Source organism: Paenibacillus hebaui (assembly GCF_051934385.1).
Taxonomy (GTDB): Bacteria; Bacillota; Bacilli; order Paenibacillales; family Paenibacillaceae; genus Paenibacillus.
In genome coordinates, this window is record NZ_CP196836.1 from 1,662,496 (window position 1) to 1,678,162 (window position 15,667).

Sequence of the window (15,667 nt, forward strand, 5' to 3'; positions counted from 1 at the left end):
CGTGTCTAGAGAAGAGGAATCCGGCAGTTATTCATATTTCTCAACTGTGCCAACAGCGATCACTGCTTCGTTGCAATAACCTCTCTCAGACAGGCAGCTGTAGCCATATTCCCGCGTGCAACCGCAATATCGAGCGCAGTCTCACCGGCTGAATTCAGTCCATTCGGATCAGCACCATGCTGGAGCAGCAGTCCAATAAGCTCGGTCTGATCCGTATGGAATGCAGCAGAGTGCAGTGCATGTTGCCCATCACTGTCGAGAATACTTGTGGATGCTCCATGTTCTAGTAAGAGACGGATAACCTCTATAGACCGTTCTCCAGCCAATGCGGCGTGCATTGCAGTGTTGGAGGGAATAAACGTGATCTTCGAATGCGAAATCGCGTTCACATCGGCACCGAGTTCGAGCAGGATACCCACGGCGTCGGCTTGTCCATAATGCGCGGCATATCCAAGCGGAGTAAGTCCATCCATGTTTTCCATGTTCGTCAGTTCAGGTAGGGAATCAAGTAGATGTCTTATCGTTGTTACGTCCCCATGCTGTGCAGCCTGGAATAGTATATTCATTTGTTCTGAATGATTCATAATGAAGACCTCCATCGGATGAGATAGTTTGATTATACGGACTTCTCTTCAGAGGTTCTTCTTCATAATCACCTTTTTGTCCGCAGCTGAGAAGGAGCGATATGGAATCGTTTGCTGAATAATGAACTGAACGAACCGAGACTTTCGAATCCCACATTATAACAGATATGGGTGACTGACTTGTCCGTATCAAGCAGAAGTTGCTTCGCAGCCTGTAGTCTGCATTAAGTCAGATAACGATGGGGTGAAGTGCCGAACAACTTTTTGTAACTGCGCAGAAAATGATTCACGGATAGATGTGCAACTGCCGCAGTCTCTTCTAGTGTTAAGGACTGATCATAGTATGCCGATATGTACTCATGCCCGATGTATACTCTTCGATATAGCTCTTCTCTGGTTGAGCGTCTGATCATATCCAGATCGTTGATCTCTTGCTGAATGTCACGGTGTAAATCGAGCATATGAATGGTAAGCAGGTGAAGCTGCTCCGCCAGTGCCCAGGAATCCAGCGTGCCTTGACCGTATAAAGTACGCAGATGATCCAGGGCTGAGCCAAGCCGATTGTCCATCGGGTATGTACGTTCTATCCATTCCATCCCACTATTAGATGAATAAGCATACGGCTCGTCCAGAAGTCGGAGATCGCTGCTAACTACATTCCGACAGATCTCTTCCACATAACCTGGAGGGAAGAAGATACAGAAGGATTCTACCGGTACGGAAGAATCAATGTACAGACTATATTCCTGTCCTTCGTTCAGAAGCAGGTAGCTCTCGTTGTTGACTGCAAAGTGACCGTGCCCCGCTTGATACAGGGATTTCCCGTTTCGAAATGTTTTCAGTGATAACGATCCGCTGCCTCTCCAGTCGAATTGGGACCGCGCTTCATGCAATATGAACGGGGAGGGTGCAGATTGAGGTGTATGGATCTTGAACATGTGCAAACACCTCCAAACTTTTAATCCTTGATGTAGAGCTTCTTCACGGCTTCAAGGCCGGGCACAGCAAAACAGGCGAGTGGAGAAGGCAGATCATCCAGCGGGAACCAACCAATCTCCCTAATGGCTCCGCCTTCTTCCAGATTACGAGCGATGCCGCTGAGTAAACGGGTGGAATAGAGGACAGATATCCAGTGTTCCTGTCGTTCAGGACGAATCGTCTCTGCGGTGCAGAGCAGCTGATCGATGGCAATATCCAAATCTACTTCTTCCTTGATTTCCCGAATGACTGCCGTTTCAATCGATTCGTAAGGGTCAATCTTACCTCCGGGGATACTCCAGGTATGTTGTTCCGGCTCGCGATTCCGCCAGACCAAAAGCACTTCATTACGTTCGTTCAGGATGACAGCACCTACACCAATGCGAGGTTGGACGTGGGAATCCTCTGCGGCAATAGAATCAGGATTGAACATGGCCGAGGGAGCAGGTCCCGTAGCATTCAATCGCATGGACACATCACTTCCCGTTTCCTCGGCTCCTTGGACACGAGTAGACTGGAACGACAATGGGAGCTTAGTCTGTGCCGACCATTCTTCCGCAAGGATACTCATCGAGATCAGATCATAATGCGTGCCATCCCGCAAAACAGCACAGCGCTGGCGACCTTCCTCCCGAAATCCAGCTTTGAGATAAGCCCTTCTGGCAGCTTCATTGTATTCAATGACGTCCAGTGCAATTCGATTCAGATTCAATTCATGGAAGCCGTAGCGAATAATCAGGGCGAGGGCATCGCTCCCATATCCTTTACCCCGATCTCTCTCATCACCGATGCCAATAGCGAGGCGTGCAGAACGGTTATTCCATTCGATCCGGTAGAGGGCGGTGAATCCGATGAACCGATTATCCTCCAGTGTACGGAGCGCAAATTCAAATCCGTTGTCTCTTCGAACCGCGGATGATCCCGTTTCATCCGGCGTTAGCGGAACAGCGATATCGGTATCCAGATTACGCAGGTAATCATAACTGTCGGTGAACCGGGAGAGCCGCATACAGTCTTCCGGGCAAGGGGCCGCGAGTCGGACTTTGGAGCCATGAAAAACATTTAAGTTACGTGGAGTCATGTTGCACCTCTTTTATTCTATTCGATATGAAATCGATCATTTTATCCCATTATACTACGAACAGGGGAGGATACCGAAGAGCAGCACCAAATTAGGACCACCAAACAGGCATCACTCCGGTAAAAAGAAAACAAAAAAACAGCCACTAGGGCTGTTGTGCGATGTGTTATTTCAAATCATTCAACAAATTTTTCATTTTTTTGTAGTGTCCGCTGACCCGATCAACCATGTAGTTATACAAGAGCTGATTCTCGGAAAGATTCGCCATTTCGATGTCAATGTCAACGTTATTGTTGTTATTGTTCATCGCCGTTTCGTTGTTCTCCACAATCCGATACGGGACTATCGAAGCACCGGGATTACTGATCGGAAAATGCTTCTGATGAGTCCGTTTCATATCCAACGAATCTGTTTTGCCATTCTCAACGATTCGTCTAAGCTCTTCCTGAAACTCCACCGTTTTCTTTTTGTAGTGGGGCGTGTCTGCATTAGCAATGTTGTTGGTAATGACATTGTGCTGCGTGGTCAGCACTTGTAACAGCGATTCGTTACGTCTTGACGTGTTAGTTTCGATCAACGGCTTAGTCTCCTTCGCTGGAAAATGCAATTGCTTTCATCATAAGAAATGAGCTGCTCTCTGTCAACTTAAGCAAAAGAAAAGGACAAGTGTCTGCTGAAGGTTTCCATTAAGAAACCCTGCCTGCATAACATCTTATCCCTGTCTCATTTAAATATGCATCAGCCATTACGAGGGACGAATAATATTTTTGCCATAATAAATCTCGTCCATCTCCAGCTTCAGCCACTCCGTAATTTCCTGCTGCTCGGCCTTGCTCAGCTTATCCTTGGTGTACCCAAACAGATAATTATCGAGGTCGAATTCCCTCAGCTTGCATTTGGTATGGAAAATGTTCTCCTGATAAACGTTCACGTCAATCATGTCAAAGCTGCTCTTGATCTCATCCGGAATGTAATTCTGAATCGAACCGATCTCATGATCTATGAACAGCTTGCGTCCACTCGTATCACGTGTAAACCCACGAACCCGGTAATCCATCGTCATAATATCCGTATCGAACGAATGGATTAGATAGTTGAGTGCCTTTAGCGGCGAAATCTCACCGCAGGTCGAGACGTCAATATCTGCCCGGAACGTACTGATGCCTTCGCTTGGATGGAATTCGGGATACGTATGAACGGTAATGTGACTTTTGTCGAGCTGCATGACGACATTATCGGGCAGAGGACCGGGAGATTCATCAAAGGATTCCTCGGGAATCTCCACGATTGGCCCTTCCGAGACAAGCATCGTCACACTGGCGCCTTGAGGCACGTAATCCTGTTGAGCGACATTCAGGACGTGGGCCCCGATGATGTCGGATACATTTCTCAGTATTTTGCTCAGCCGGTCCGCATTATACTGTTCATCAATATATTCAATGTAAGCTTGGCGTTCATCTTTGGTTTTGGTATAGCAGATATCGTACATATTGAAACTCAGCGACTTGGTCAGGTTGTTGAATCCGTGCAGCTGAATGCGCTGCTCTGGCGTTAAAGTCATGGTTGCAGTTCCCCTTTGTCCCATACGACATGGTAATCGCAGTAATAATACTACTTATACCCAACCTGCTGCCAAAAAAAACATATGTACGAATTCTTAAACGACTTCGCCGCTACAATAAAAGTGCATGGATTAGTACAACCTGTGTACATCATCAGTACGTCATGAGAAAGTGACCCGTCATTCTTTTAGAATGAAGAATCTCCGTAATCCATTACATCGTTCATCCGTTCATCCTCGGCAACCGATTGGATATCCTCCGATGTGACGCTGATGATCGTGTAATCTTCATTCAGTTGTTTTTTGACGGCCTTTTCCTTGATAAAACGCGGACTGCCTTCCCCGGCATCCTCATCATACACGAGCAGCAGGCCGTCGCTTTTGCGCAGCAGCAAGTCATCCCTCGCTGTGAACTGCCAGGGTCCGATATAGGGTTGCTTGCTGATCGCACCGTAATAGTCCACCCCTGACAGGATGGAACGGTAATACTCCTGCTTGTCTTCCTTCCATTGCTCCTCCGGGTTCTGAAAAGCGGTGATGATCGACAGTTTCAGATGCGGATACATCTTCTTCAGCTCAAGCACCACTTCGCAGGCCCACAGGTCGACCCCATATTGACCAGCCGTCAGCACCCACTCCAGTCCGTCTTCGACCAAAGGTGTAAGACGGGAGGAGATCGCCTTTTTGATATAGGGAATTCCCTCATGCTTCTGTCCAAAAATCTGTAGTTCATGTGCGCGGTAACCGGTAATCAGCAGGTTCTTCAGTATCGGTTCCTCCTTTCAGGCGTGGTCAAGCCTTCGGCCAGTTCCAGAATCGAGGCTGCCAGAATCGGCTGAAATGTCTGAGTTAACGATGTCCATTCTCTGAACAATTCCGTTATTGTGCAGGGGAGGTTTCTGCACGGAATGGATACAGGAATGGCTTCGGTATGTCGGTCTCAAACGTCATCAGTTTTTCTGTCGTTGGATGAATAAATGAGAGTACACGTGCATGGAGTCCGAGACGACCGAGGTCTCTTGTGCGTGCGCCGTATTTCCGGTCCCCTGCAACGGGATGTCCGAGATCTTCCATGTGCACACGAATCTGATTTTTGCGGCCTGTTTCCAGACGAACTTCCAGCAGGGAGAACTCGCGGTTTGATTTCAGGCGTTTGTAATGTGTAATCGCATGTTGTCCATCGTTGGGGCGAGAGCTGGAATACATTTTCAGCGTTTTGGTTTCCTTCAGCCAGGAGGAGATCGTACCTTCTTCTTTGGCTACAGCACCTTCTACAAGAGCGACATAGACGCGTTCCTGTACATTTTCCTTCCAGTTGTTTTGCAGCTTCTGCTGCACCTCTTCACTTTTGGCAAACATCATGACACCCGACGTATCGCGATCCAGACGGTGGACGATAAAAATGCGGTTCAACGGGTTGGTGCGGCGAACATGTTCCGTAAGCTGGCGATAAGCGGTCAGATCATCACTTTTGTCAGCAGCAATGGATAACAGTCCGGCTTCCTTTCGGATCACAATGATGTCGTCGTCTTCGTGCAAAATGTTAATGCCGGTCAAGGACGGGGCAGCGACTGCGCCCTCATTGCTGATGGATACGATCTGACCCGGCGTCAGCTCCAGATTAAACTTGGTAACCACGACCTGATCGACGGATACCTGCCCGCGACCGAGGATGGATTTGACCGCATTTCGCCCGGACTTAAGATGTTTCAGTAAGAAACTCAGCAGCTCATCCGGTTCGGTTACTTTATACTGGCGTGGTGGCTCCTGCTTGCGATAATAGGAATTGCCCGGGCGTTTGGCCGCCTTGGGTTTGGAGGCTCCGGATTTCTTGGGTGCTGCCGAGGTTTTGGCAGCTGCGGGCTTCTTCGCCGCTCCTGTATGACGTGATTCGGAAGTTCCTGTTAGTTTGGCGGATGACAAGGTGGATCGACCAGCCCGTGCTGTGGACGAGCCCGTGGATGCTTTCCCTTTGGCTGATGTTTTGCCTGTAGGACGTTTACGTTTATTCATTAATATTAATCTCCTTCTGAACAGCCTGTACCGCTTGTGTGCATACGATCCGTTCATTTCGTTATGCAGTTCAATATACCATTAACCGGGGTTAAATAAAAATAGGTGCATCGAATCTGTTACGCATCCAATCCAACGAGAGTCGAGATTCATAGAATAACGTATCCCATAACATTGGAGGTGTTACTCATGGGTGTGTTTCTCGATATGAGAACTTCGATGAACTCGGGAAGCGTAGGTCAGCCCGGTTTGTCTCTGGGTCCATCCCCGGAAGTGTTCGGCTCCATTGGTCTTCAGACCCTTGGCATCCCCAATCCCGTTATCACCTTGAATGGCACGGTTGGTGTAACTGGCGAAGTGGGGGATACGTTCATTGTTGAGCTTGTGCGTGGGAGTGTATACGATCCGTTCTTTGTAATCTATCGTGCGGAAGGGACGGTAGGTCAGAACGGTGGCGCTGAATTTCATTCGTTCACTGCACAGGATCTGAAAGCACCGCCTGCACTGGAGAATGTATATACTTCCTTTATTTCCGGTGTGTCCACAGCGGTACGAACCGGGCCCGAAATGTTCTATGGCATTGCAGCTACCAGCTAGTTTCTGGTAACAGCATATGAACAGGAAGAGTGCCTTGATATCGCTTCTTTTGACCAGCAGAGTTTGCTGAATACCCAGAAACAGATTAGACCATGATTCCAGTGTAATTCTAATTTTTCGAATGGCGCTCATCATGAAAACCCCGGCTCAAGGAGCGCGGGGTTTTTGTCATTCCAAGCATTTTCGTTTACTAACGATACTCAAGAATTGCCGAGGTCTGGCCGCCAATTAATTGGCACGGCCTTTCAGAATGATGTTGTTGGCTTTGCCAAAGTCAATGGCCACTTTGCCCGCGAGTGCAGCTGTTCGTTCGGCAAGGACAACCGCATTAACGCCACAGGAGAAGAGAGCGACGTCGAAGGTATCCCGATTCGTTTGAATCCATTGCAGCGTTTCCTCCAGCTGATCCCCGTTGTCGAAGGGCAGCGCCGCTGTAATATCCAGCTGATACGGCTCCTGAACAAGCATGGCCCGAAGCTGCTCAATCTCGCGGGTGACGAGCAGTACACGTTTGTCTGCAAGCATATTCCAGAAGCGGGGCACCTGCGCAAGCTCCCGATTCACACAGGCATGGCAAGTCAGTACCGGAGTGATACCGAAATGCGCGAACACCATGTCGGTTAGCTGTCTTTTGAGATGCTCCGGGGCTTTGATGGTGCTGTCCCCATGTGGAAGAACGCCTACGATATCCGCTCGCTGCAAGGAAGCGGCAACTTCATCCCGGAGCTTCAGATTGGGCAGGCGCAGTCCTTTTTGACCCAGATTCGCCTTGATGGCCCAGCGCTCCTGCAGAACCTGTTCCGTGGTCCAAACGGTTTCTTGGGACAGGACAATATTCTCCCCGTCGCCCACCCGAACGAGAGAGAAAGGACGCTTCTCTCTCAGCGCATCTTCAAGTTGATCCAGCACACCATCCATTTCAAGATAGATTGGATTCATTGTCGTTTAAGGCCCCCTTTGAAAATTCAATTGCTCTATTCTATGTTTTGGTATTGATAACGTATTGTGCGTTCGACCGCAGGGCGCATCTTCGGGTGTATGTCAATCCGGTTCCGGGAAAGTAAGTGGCTGTGAGGTTTATGTAAAAGCTGATTTATGGTAGAACCCGTGCAAGTGTCCGGGTCGGTTCTATTATTTTATCCATATGTTATAGAGTCGGCTGGATTGATGAGAGTTTCTGTATGGCGGGCTTTCAGGCAGACAGAGGCGACTTTGGTGTGAAGCCGGCTGTAAAGACTTATGAAAACAGTCAGGTTGAAGCGGAAGAAAATCAAAATCACAGCATGAATGAGGAGGAAGGATATGTCCAGAAAAGTTGTTATTGAGATTAACTTTAATAATTACGGGCTGGACCCGCAGCGCTTGACGAGGGAGTGGCTGGAGCGGCGAATGAGCATTTTTCGGACATTTACACTGCACTGTCTCAAGGCGCAGACCAACCAGGATTTCCTGACAGTCGTGAAGCTGTCCAAGGAATCGGGGGAATTGATGCAGGAGATTCTCGCGGAACAGGAGCCGCTACCTGCCAACATCCGGTTTGGGACGCATATCGAAAGTGTACGGGCTATTCTGGCTTTTGCCGAAGGCGCAGAGCATATCTATATTGCCCGTTTGGATTCGGATGATCTGTATCATAGGACCTTCGTTCAGCAGCTCTATGATGTGCAGCCGCAGCCCGAAACGATGGCGCTCATTAACCAGAATGGATACCTGTGGGATAGTGTGAACAACGAGATGGCTCCTGCCTTTCACCGTTCTCCGCAGTTCTATGTCTACCTTTACAAAAAGGATGAATACGCCGCGGGGTACAGGGTGAAGCTGCCGGGTCGGGGAACACATGGCAATGTCATCGACCTGCCGCATGAGCTGCTGGCTCCGCGCAATTACGTGAATATTGTGCATTCCAGCAATACGTCTATCAAAAAAGTACCGCCCAAAGACCGGCTCAGCCGGGAAGAGATGGCTGCTGTATTACGCGAATTCATGATCTGAATGAAGGAGGGGTTCACCTATGATTAAAGGACAAACGATTCTAATCACCGGAGGAACAGGCTCCTGGGGACAAAAATTGACAGAAGTACTGCTGGAACAGAATCCGGCCGAGATTCGGATTTTGTCGCGAAATGAATATGCTCAGATTGCGATGCAGCGCGATTTCAGTCATGATGCACGTTTGCGTTTTGTCATTGGAGACATTCGTGATTATCGGGCGGTGGAGGAAGCCTGTCGCGGGGTCGACGTTCTCTTTCATCTGGCTGCGCTGAAGCATGTTCCTGTCTGTGAGGATCAGCCGGATGAAGCGTTCAAAACCAATGTCATTGGTACACAGAACATTATCCGCGCAGCCATTCGCATGCAGGTGGCCAAAGTCATTGATGTATCCACAGACAAGGCGGTAGATCCGATTAACGTTTATGGCATGACCAAGGCTTTGGGGGAAAAGATGATGATTCGTGCCAATGGGTTGAGCGAGTCCACCCGCTTTGTCTGTATTCGCGGAGGGAATGTGCTTGGAACCAGCGGTAGTGTCGTGCCATTGTTCCGTCGCCAGATTGATGAAGGCAAGAGCCTGACCATTACGGATAAAGGAATGACCCGCTTTTTCCTGACGCGGACAGAGGCCATTCATTTGTTGCTGAAGGCGGCTGAGGCTGCGGTGGGCGGTGAGACGTTTGTTATGAAAATGAAGGCTTGCAAGATGACGGATCTGGCCTCGGTCATGCTGGAACAGGCAGGTCGTCCGGCTCACGATTATAAAGTAACCGGCATTCGTCCGGGCGAGAAATTGCATGAAGTCCTCATTTCTCCTTTCGAGGCACCGCGTACCTACAAGGTTGATGAGCAATATTATGTGATTTTGCCACAGGAACCGGACAAGCGCCTGACCAATTCGTACAGCGGCCTGACTCGTGTGAGCTTTTCCGAATACCGTTCGGACAGCGCGATGATGAACCGTTCCGCAATTGCCCAATTTTTACGAGCAGGTGGCTTTATCGATTAATAGAAGGGAGGCGGACCGTTTGGAGGTGGAAGGAATGGAAAAGGACAGCAAGCATGACGTTACGAAGAAGAACCAGGAATGTGCCACACTTCAACAAATAAACAACCGCTCCCTCAAAGCCGCTGTCATTGGTCTTGGATATGTCGGGTTACCGATGGCAGTAGAGATGGCGCAAGCGGGTTATCAGGTGCATGGCATCGATATTGACGATGGCAAGGTGTCGCGGCTGCGTGCCGGGCATTCGTATGTGATCAATATTGAGGATAAGGTGGTGCAATCCCTTTCTCAGGCTGGATTATTCATGGCAGGGACGGATTACGCAGCAGTTGTACAGGCGGATGTTATTGTCATCTGTGTACCCACGCCGCTGACGGCAGCACATCAGCCGGATATTTCCTATATAGCTGCTGCGGTAGATGGCATAACGCCTTATCTTCAGGAGGGCTGTCTTGTCATATTGGAGAGCACCACGTATCCCGGGACCACCGAGGAGCATGTCAAGCAACCAATCGAGGCCGCAAAAGGGTGGAAAGTAGGGCAGCAGTTCCATATCTGTTATTCTCCAGAGCGGGTAGATCCGGGAAGTGTGCATTACGGCGTGAAAAATACACCGAAGATTATTGGCGGCTCCACTTTGTCCTGTCTATCGTATGGGAAAGCATTCTATGGCTCGTTCCTGAACGAGATCGTTCCGGTCAGCTCAACAACGGTAGCGGAGACAGCAAAATTGTTCGAAAACACGTTCCGCAGTGTAAACATTGCGCTTGTGAATGAACTGACACCCGCCTGTGAGCGGATGGGCGTGAACATCTGGGAGGTGCTGGACGCTGCGGCGACCAAGCCGTTTGGGTACATGCCGTTCTATCCGGGTCCAGGCATTGGTGGACATTGTATTCCGATTGATCCGATCTATCTGTCCTGGGCCGCAGGGCGTCAGGGATCGGAGCTGCGATTCATCCAGCTTGCAGACGCGACCAATCGGCAGATGCCGGAGCGCGTGGTGAAGCGTGCCGCGGAGCTGCTCGAACAGAACGGCTTGTCGATGCAGGGAGCTCGAATTGTGCTGGCAGGGATGGCCTACAAAAAAGATATCGACGACCTGCGTGAATCACCGGCGCTGGATGTCTTCCGGCTGCTGGATGCAGCAGGGGCAGAAGTCGTTTACACCGATCCGATGGTGCCTGTGTTCCGCAAGGATGATGGTATGGTTGTTCAGGCCCAGCCAGCTTCACCTGACTTGTGGGCTGGCGCAGATCTGGTGATTATTACAACAGATCATACAGGCTTTGATTATCAGGTGATGGCCGATCATGCGAAGCTGGTCTTTGATACACGCAATGCCACCGCCGGATGTGTGGGGGGAAACATTGTGGTGCTCGGACAGCCGATTCGAGCTGATGTGAGTATGGTGAAGGAAGGGCAGATGGAGCAGGGAGTACAAGAAATAAAGGGAGTGCAAGAGTTACAGGAAGCACAAGGAGTGCAGGACGTACAAGGACGTTTGGGCTTGCAGGCTGGTCATGGGTTGCAGACGATGAAGCCGGGAGTTGCTGCGGCAAGGGAAAGAGTGATCTGTCCGAATACAGAGCTGCCTAAGCAGGATTCCGAGCATGGGGGTTCCAATCATCCAGAGGACCCGTCAGGAGGCAGCCATGGCGAATCATGACCGGGTAAACGAGCGTTACTATGGCGAGATCAATTCGGAACAATCCCATGAAGCGACCCGTACCCGCATCCACTGGATGTGTCGGGAGGCGACAGGACAACGGATACTGGATATTGGATGCAGCCAGGGGATCACGTCCATTTTGCTGGCACGGGAAGGTTTTCGGGTGACCGGGATTGATCTGGAGGAAGAGAGCATACGGTATGCAAGGCAAGAGCTGGCGAAGGAATCCAAGCCGGTTCAGGACAAGGTGGATTTTCGGATGATGGATATTACGCAGTGGAAAGGCAGAACTCCGTTTGATACAGTGCTGCTGGGTGAAGTCCTTGAGCATTTCGCTCATCCCGAAACGTTGCTAATGCACATCCATCGCCTATTGCATGAAAAAGGGACGTTGGTTGTGACGGTTCCCTACGGATACCATCCGTTTCATGATCATAAGCAGACATTCTACGCGGGGAATCTAGCGATGTGCCTGATGCCTTATTTTGAAGTATTGAAGCTGGAAGTACATCATAAATATCTATGTTGCGTGGCACGCAGGCAGCGGGAAACGCAGTTGCATATCTCACCCACCGTGAGCCAACTGACCGAGTGGATGAAGCTGGATCATATGCATTTTGCCGCTGTGGAACAGAATCACCTTCGCCTGATGAATCAGCGAAAAAAGGCGCTGGACAATGCGGTGGAGCAGGTCAAAAGGCTGCGTCGTGAGGAGAACGTGGAAGGGTGACAACCAAAAAAACGAATGATAGCCATAGAGTCGAAGCAGCGGGAGAAGTTGATCGGTAACCATGACCAATGCGATGCAATCAAGGATGAGAGGCAACAAGGAAAGCAGCAAGATAGTAAGATCTGACGCATAAGATAGAGAGTAAGGTACAGGGAGAAGATCAGAGGGATATAAGGCTGCAAGGAGAAAGACAGCAAGGACAGAAGGACAGAAGGACAGGAGAGGAGAGAAGAGAAGAGAAGAGAAGAGAAGAGAAGAGAAGAGAAGAGAAGAGAAGAGAAGAGAAGAGAAGAGAACAGACAGAAAGATAGTAGGATGCAGGACAGAAAAATAGCAAAATTAAAATACAAGCTGGAAAGATAGCAAGATCAAGTTACAAGTTACAAGTTACAAGATACAAGACAGAAAACGGCAATACGCGTATGACAGGAAGGGGCCTAAACGTGATCACTATCAGTCTGTGTATGATTGTGAAGAACGAACAACGCACACTTGCGCGCTGTCTCGAATCGGTCGTCGGAATCGCTGACGAGATCGTCATCGTGGATACCGGTTCATCCGACCGTACGAAGGATGTAGCTGCGCAGTATACCGACCGGGTCTATACGTACGAGTGGAAGGACGATTTTGCCGCAGCACGGAATTACTCGTTCGCTCAGGCCACGCAGGAATATATTCTGTGGCTGGATGCGGATGATGTGCTGCTGCCCGCGGAACGGGCGAAGCTTGCGGTGCTGAAACAGCAGCTGCCGCCAGGCGGAGAGACCGCTGCTGTGATCATGAACTATACGCTGGCCGAAGGACCGGAGGGAAGTCCGCTCGTGACGGACCGACGGCTTCGCCTGGTCAAGCGGGATGCCGGGTGCCGCTGGCATGGCCGGCTGCACGAGCAGCTTAGCTTCCCGCGGGGCGAGGTAATCACGGCAGACATTGCCGTTACGCACCGCCGCGAAGCGGGACATCACTCGGCGCGAAACGTGCGCATCCTGCGCAAATGGATCGCCGAAGAGGGCGTAGCCCAAGGTCGCCTGCTGTTCTATTATGCAGGCGAATGTTATGACCGCCAGCGTTATGCGGCGGCGGCACGGGGCTACGCGAAGCTGCTGGAGCAGCCGAGCGGTTACCGCGAGGATCGCCTGATTGCCTGTGCGCGGCTGGCTGAATGTCATGAACGACTTGGTGAGCCGGGTCGCAAGCTAGGCGCATTGCTGCAATCGTTCCAGTATGACCTGCCACATGCCGATTTCTGCTGCGCCATTGCGGCCTGTTTCCATGAACGGCAGGAACCTGTCTCGGCGATCTACTGGTATATGCAGGCGGTCGATGTGAGCAGCCGCGATCCGGGTCTGCGCCCGGTGCCCGTGGCCTGCCGCACTTGGCTGCCACATGCTCGACTATCTCTCTGTTATGCCCACCTGGGCAACTGGGAGCAGGCACTGATGCATAACACCAAAGCCCGGGAGTATCTGCCAGACGATCCGGGGCTGCTTGCAAATCGGCAGAAGCTGGAAGTGGTAGTGCTCAAGGAGATGAAGGAGCGGGAAGAACGTGGTGAAGTTTCACCTCTTAAGTAGGGGGACAAATTGGGACGCAGAAGCAGAAAGGTCCACAAGATTAAGCAGTAGAATAGATGTGATAGACGAAGCATGAGGTTGGAATGTCTTTTATTCAGATCGCTGCAAAGATCTTAGTGAGCAAGCATGTGCAGACCATAATAAGTATAAGTGGATAAAAGATAATATGTAGAACAAGAGCAGCCCCGCTTGACCGAGGAAGTCGGTGAGTGGGGCTTACTTTATGCTTTATACTTCACACTGCTTGTACCGTGTGAAGCTTCTGATGTGTAATGCAGTGAGCACTATGCATCACGATGACCAGCTATGCAGTCAATATGTCATTTTTGCTGCTTAGATGTTTTACTTTTCGGGTGTCAGGCATCGCGCATGCTGGTCTTTCATTCGTAAGCTTTTGCATGCCCAGCCCCGTCCATCATATATTTCATCATCAATGTTGAGGGTAATGGTCTCATCCGTGTATTCATTCCAGTTTTCGATTCGTAGTGTGTTTACACTTTCCCATTCGATATGGTTATTCCCGTGGTGCTCGGCACGATATATCGTTTTTACTATGGAGTCATCAGGGGCATTCGTCTTCTTCACATCGACCCACATCGTAACCCCGCCTGCCGCACCACCATAGGGCACGCCGTAAATCTCGGCGGTATATTCACCGTTTCGCGAAGGCATGGAATAGCTCAATTCTCCTTTCTCAGAACGGTCAAACGTGGAGAAGTATGGACGGAGCCAGAAATACAGGAATAAGGCGACGAACAGTACAAAAATCAATAGTGTAAATGTAGTGAGAATTGGGTGTCTACGTATCCAAGATTTGCGAGAATCTGTATTGGATGAACTTGAAATAGCTTGATTATTTTGATCCATAAGCATTGAACCTCCGTTTGCAGCTTACAGCGAAATTTGCTTTGCAGGGATATAAATGTCCATCTCTCCGTAGTGGTCTTGAGCCAGACTGCCATCAATTCTTTCAAAATAGTATGGATCACTCTTCTCATACCCCGAATGGCTCTGCCAATATTCATCGATAAATGTCCAGACACTGTCCAAGTGATCAATGTTGATCAGACTTGGATGGAAATCACAGACGAATTTGAATACGGCATATTGGTTGGCCGGTACTTCGATTCCATCCAGTTCGTTGGGGATATCATCCAGGTGGGTGACTTCGACAGAAGGTTGATATGTACTGTAATCCTCGTTAATTTCATTGGTAAATCCGATATATACGTTGGGCTGCAACACGTTAGGAATTGAATGAAAGTGTTTATCAAAAAAGTCGTTACCTGCTGAATTAGCTTCATAGTGTTCTTCATTGTCTGCATACCGAATATGGGATCGTTGTCCAATGAGTTTCATGGCCGGCTTTCGTACATACGTTGGTTTGAAAATATATCCATACGGAAGCATCGTGATCATAGACGAAGTCATACGGGCTGTGAATTCAAGCTCTCCAGCTCCTTGTTTGCGATATTGCAGAGGTGTGATGCCGAAGGCTTGTTTGAAAGCACGTATGTAGGATTGTTCATGTTCAAAAGCGTAATGTCCGCTGATATCGATAATCTTCCAGTTCAGATTCACCAATTGCTCCAGGCTGCGTGCCAATTTGCGTGAACGAATGTATTCTCCAGGCAGTTGTCCGCTTACATGTTTGAACATGCGATGCAGGTGGAACTTGGATATATGAGTCACGGATGCCAGATGATCCAGCGTTAATTTGTTTTGAATATGGTCTTCTATGTAGTCGAATAGCTTATCCAATGTATTCAGCAAATCATGTTGCATAGCGATCTCCTTACTTCTGATAGTACTTACAGCAAGAAATGTTCATTTTTCCCTTATCACCGATGATATCATAACCAAGTACATAATTTAATGA

At 49.5% G+C, this 15,667-nt stretch carries 16 protein-coding genes and 2 pseudogenes; 6 read left to right on the forward strand and 12 right to left on the reverse strand.

Annotated features, from left to right (window positions below; all coding sequences use genetic code 11):
• Positions 1 to 59: 59 nt before the first annotated feature.
• The 9 genes and pseudogenes from ACR32F_RS07375 to ACR32F_RS07415 all read right to left on the reverse strand — a co-directional run bounded on the left by ACR32F_RS07375 (position 60) and on the right by ACR32F_RS07415 (position 6,217).
• Positions 60 to 584 carry an ankyrin repeat domain-containing protein gene (locus ACR32F_RS07375; RefSeq protein WP_440117562.1) on the reverse strand — a complete coding sequence of 175 codons (525 nt, stop codon included), beginning with the start codon at positions 582 to 584 and terminating at the stop codon, positions 60 to 62.
• Between the two features lie 68 nt (positions 585 to 652).
• Positions 653 to 796, reverse strand: a pseudogene (locus tag ACR32F_RS07380) (helix-turn-helix domain-containing protein); the annotation flags it as partial.
• 12 nt (positions 797 to 808) lie between these two features.
• On the reverse strand, positions 809 to 1,522 hold the full coding sequence (locus ACR32F_RS07385; RefSeq protein WP_440117564.1) for a helix-turn-helix transcriptional regulator: 714 nt from the start codon (positions 1,520 to 1,522) through the stop codon (positions 809 to 811).
• A gap of 20 nt (positions 1,523 to 1,542) precedes the next feature.
• Positions 1,543 to 1,995: an NUDIX domain-containing protein gene (locus ACR32F_RS07390; RefSeq protein WP_440119727.1), complete on the reverse strand. Its 453-nt coding sequence runs from the start codon at positions 1,993 to 1,995 to the stop codon at positions 1,543 to 1,545.
• Between the two features lie 156 nt (positions 1,996 to 2,151).
• Positions 2,152 to 2,643: pseudogene (locus tag ACR32F_RS07395) on the reverse strand (GNAT family N-acetyltransferase); the annotation flags it as partial.
• Positions 2,644 to 2,809: 166 nt separating this feature from the next.
• Positions 2,810 to 3,220 carry a flagellar basal body rod protein FlgB gene (gene flgB / locus ACR32F_RS07400; protein ID WP_440117566.1) on the reverse strand — a complete coding sequence of 137 codons (411 nt, stop codon included), beginning with the start codon at positions 3,218 to 3,220 and terminating at the stop codon, positions 2,810 to 2,812.
• 168 nt (positions 3,221 to 3,388) lie between these two features.
• Entirely contained in the window at positions 3,389 to 4,204 is an 816-nt protein-coding gene (gene speD / locus ACR32F_RS07405) for an adenosylmethionine decarboxylase (RefSeq protein ID WP_440117568.1), read from the reverse strand.
• Positions 4,205 to 4,392: 188 nt separating this feature from the next.
• A complete protein-coding gene (locus ACR32F_RS07410) occupies positions 4,393 to 4,971 on the reverse strand; it encodes a DUF1273 domain-containing protein (protein WP_440119728.1) in 579 nt (192 codons plus the stop codon).
• A 112-nt stretch (positions 4,972 to 5,083) separates the two neighbouring features.
• Positions 5,084 to 6,217, reverse strand: coding sequence for an RluA family pseudouridine synthase (locus ACR32F_RS07415; protein ID WP_440117570.1), 1,134 nt, complete (start codon positions 6,215 to 6,217; stop codon positions 5,084 to 5,086).
• 189 nt (positions 6,218 to 6,406) lie between these two features.
• Here ACR32F_RS07415 and ACR32F_RS07420 point away from each other — a divergent pair, with 189 nt between their 5' ends.
• Positions 6,407 to 6,814: a hypothetical protein gene (locus ACR32F_RS07420; RefSeq protein ID WP_440117572.1), complete on the forward strand. Its 408-nt coding sequence runs from the start codon at positions 6,407 to 6,409 to the stop codon at positions 6,812 to 6,814.
• 228 nt (positions 6,815 to 7,042) lie between these two features.
• On the opposite strand, the gene ACR32F_RS07425 is transcribed toward ACR32F_RS07420, so the two are convergent.
• On the reverse strand, positions 7,043 to 7,753 hold the full coding sequence (locus ACR32F_RS07425; RefSeq protein ID WP_440117574.1) for a GT-D fold domain-containing glycosyltransferase: 711 nt from the start codon (positions 7,751 to 7,753) through the stop codon (positions 7,043 to 7,045).
• Between the two features lie 363 nt (positions 7,754 to 8,116).
• On the opposite strand from ACR32F_RS07425, the gene ACR32F_RS07430 reads away from it, so the two are divergent.
• The 5 genes from ACR32F_RS07430 (at position 8,117) to ACR32F_RS07450 (ending at position 13,788) form a co-directional block, all read left to right on the forward strand.
• Entirely contained in the window at positions 8,117 to 8,806 is a 690-nt protein-coding gene (locus ACR32F_RS07430; protein WP_440117576.1) for a glycosyltransferase, read from the forward strand.
• Between the two features lie 19 nt (positions 8,807 to 8,825).
• Positions 8,826 to 9,815, forward strand: a complete 990-nt coding sequence (locus tag ACR32F_RS07435) for a polysaccharide biosynthesis protein (protein WP_440117578.1) — start codon at positions 8,826 to 8,828, stop codon at positions 9,813 to 9,815.
• Between the two features lie 25 nt (positions 9,816 to 9,840).
• Positions 9,841 to 11,481 (forward strand): nucleotide sugar dehydrogenase, encoded by a 1,641-nt coding sequence (locus tag ACR32F_RS07440; protein WP_440119729.1) that lies wholly within the window; start codon positions 9,841 to 9,843, stop codon positions 11,479 to 11,481.
• Positions 11,468 to 12,214 (forward strand): class I SAM-dependent methyltransferase, encoded by a 747-nt coding sequence (locus tag ACR32F_RS07445; protein WP_440117580.1) that lies wholly within the window; start codon positions 11,468 to 11,470, stop codon positions 12,212 to 12,214. Before ACR32F_RS07440 ends, ACR32F_RS07445 begins: the two co-directional genes overlap by 14 nt.
• Before the next feature lie 443 nt (positions 12,215 to 12,657).
• Positions 12,658 to 13,788, forward strand: coding sequence for a glycosyltransferase (locus ACR32F_RS07450; RefSeq protein ID WP_440117582.1), 1,131 nt, complete (start codon positions 12,658 to 12,660; stop codon positions 13,786 to 13,788).
• Between the two features lie 342 nt (positions 13,789 to 14,130).
• On the opposite strand, the gene ACR32F_RS07455 is transcribed toward ACR32F_RS07450, so the two are convergent.
• Together ACR32F_RS07455 and ACR32F_RS07460 are read right to left on the reverse strand one after the other, a co-directional pair.
• Positions 14,131 to 14,655 (reverse strand): DUF5412 family protein, encoded by a 525-nt coding sequence (locus ACR32F_RS07455; protein WP_440117584.1) that lies wholly within the window; start codon positions 14,653 to 14,655, stop codon positions 14,131 to 14,133.
• Positions 14,656 to 14,679: 24 nt separating this feature from the next.
• Positions 14,680 to 15,573 carry an AraC family transcriptional regulator gene (locus ACR32F_RS07460; protein ID WP_440117586.1) on the reverse strand — a complete coding sequence of 298 codons (894 nt, stop codon included), beginning with the start codon at positions 15,571 to 15,573 and terminating at the stop codon, positions 14,680 to 14,682.
• Between the last annotated feature and the right edge of the window lie 94 nt (positions 15,574 to 15,667).

Bases quoted from the DNA above. Each gene is read 5' to 3' on its own strand.
- ACR32F_RS07375 (WP_440117562.1), bottom strand. From the start codon at position 584: ATGAATCATTCAGAACAAATGAATATACTATTCCAGGCTGCACAGCAT.
- ACR32F_RS07385 (WP_440117564.1), bottom strand. From the start codon at position 1,522: ATGTTCAAGATCCATACACCTCAATCTGCACCCTCCCCGTTCATATTG.
- ACR32F_RS07390 (WP_440119727.1), bottom strand. From the start codon at position 1,995: ATGTTCAATCCTGATTCTATTGCCGCAGAGGATTCCCACGTCCAACCT.
- speD (WP_440117568.1), bottom strand. From the start codon at position 4,204: ATGACTTTAACGCCAGAGCAGCGCATTCAGCTGCACGGATTCAACAAC.
- ACR32F_RS07415 (WP_440117570.1), bottom strand. From the start codon at position 6,217: ATGAATAAACGTAAACGTCCTACAGGCAAAACATCAGCCAAAGGGAAA.
- ACR32F_RS07420 (WP_440117572.1), top strand. From the start codon at position 6,407: ATGGGTGTGTTTCTCGATATGAGAACTTCGATGAACTCGGGAAGCGTA.
- ACR32F_RS07425 (WP_440117574.1), bottom strand. From the start codon at position 7,753: ATGAATCCAATCTATCTTGAAATGGATGGTGTGCTGGATCAACTTGAA.
- ACR32F_RS07430 (WP_440117576.1), top strand. From the start codon at position 8,117: ATGTCCAGAAAAGTTGTTATTGAGATTAACTTTAATAATTACGGGCTG.
- ACR32F_RS07435 (WP_440117578.1), top strand. From the start codon at position 8,826: ATGATTAAAGGACAAACGATTCTAATCACCGGAGGAACAGGCTCCTGG.
- ACR32F_RS07445 (WP_440117580.1), top strand. From the start codon at position 11,468: ATGGCGAATCATGACCGGGTAAACGAGCGTTACTATGGCGAGATCAAT.
- ACR32F_RS07455 (WP_440117584.1), bottom strand. From the start codon at position 14,655: ATGGATCAAAATAATCAAGCTATTTCAAGTTCATCCAATACAGATTCT.
- ACR32F_RS07460 (WP_440117586.1), bottom strand. From the start codon at position 15,573: ATGCAACATGATTTGCTGAATACATTGGATAAGCTATTCGACTACATA.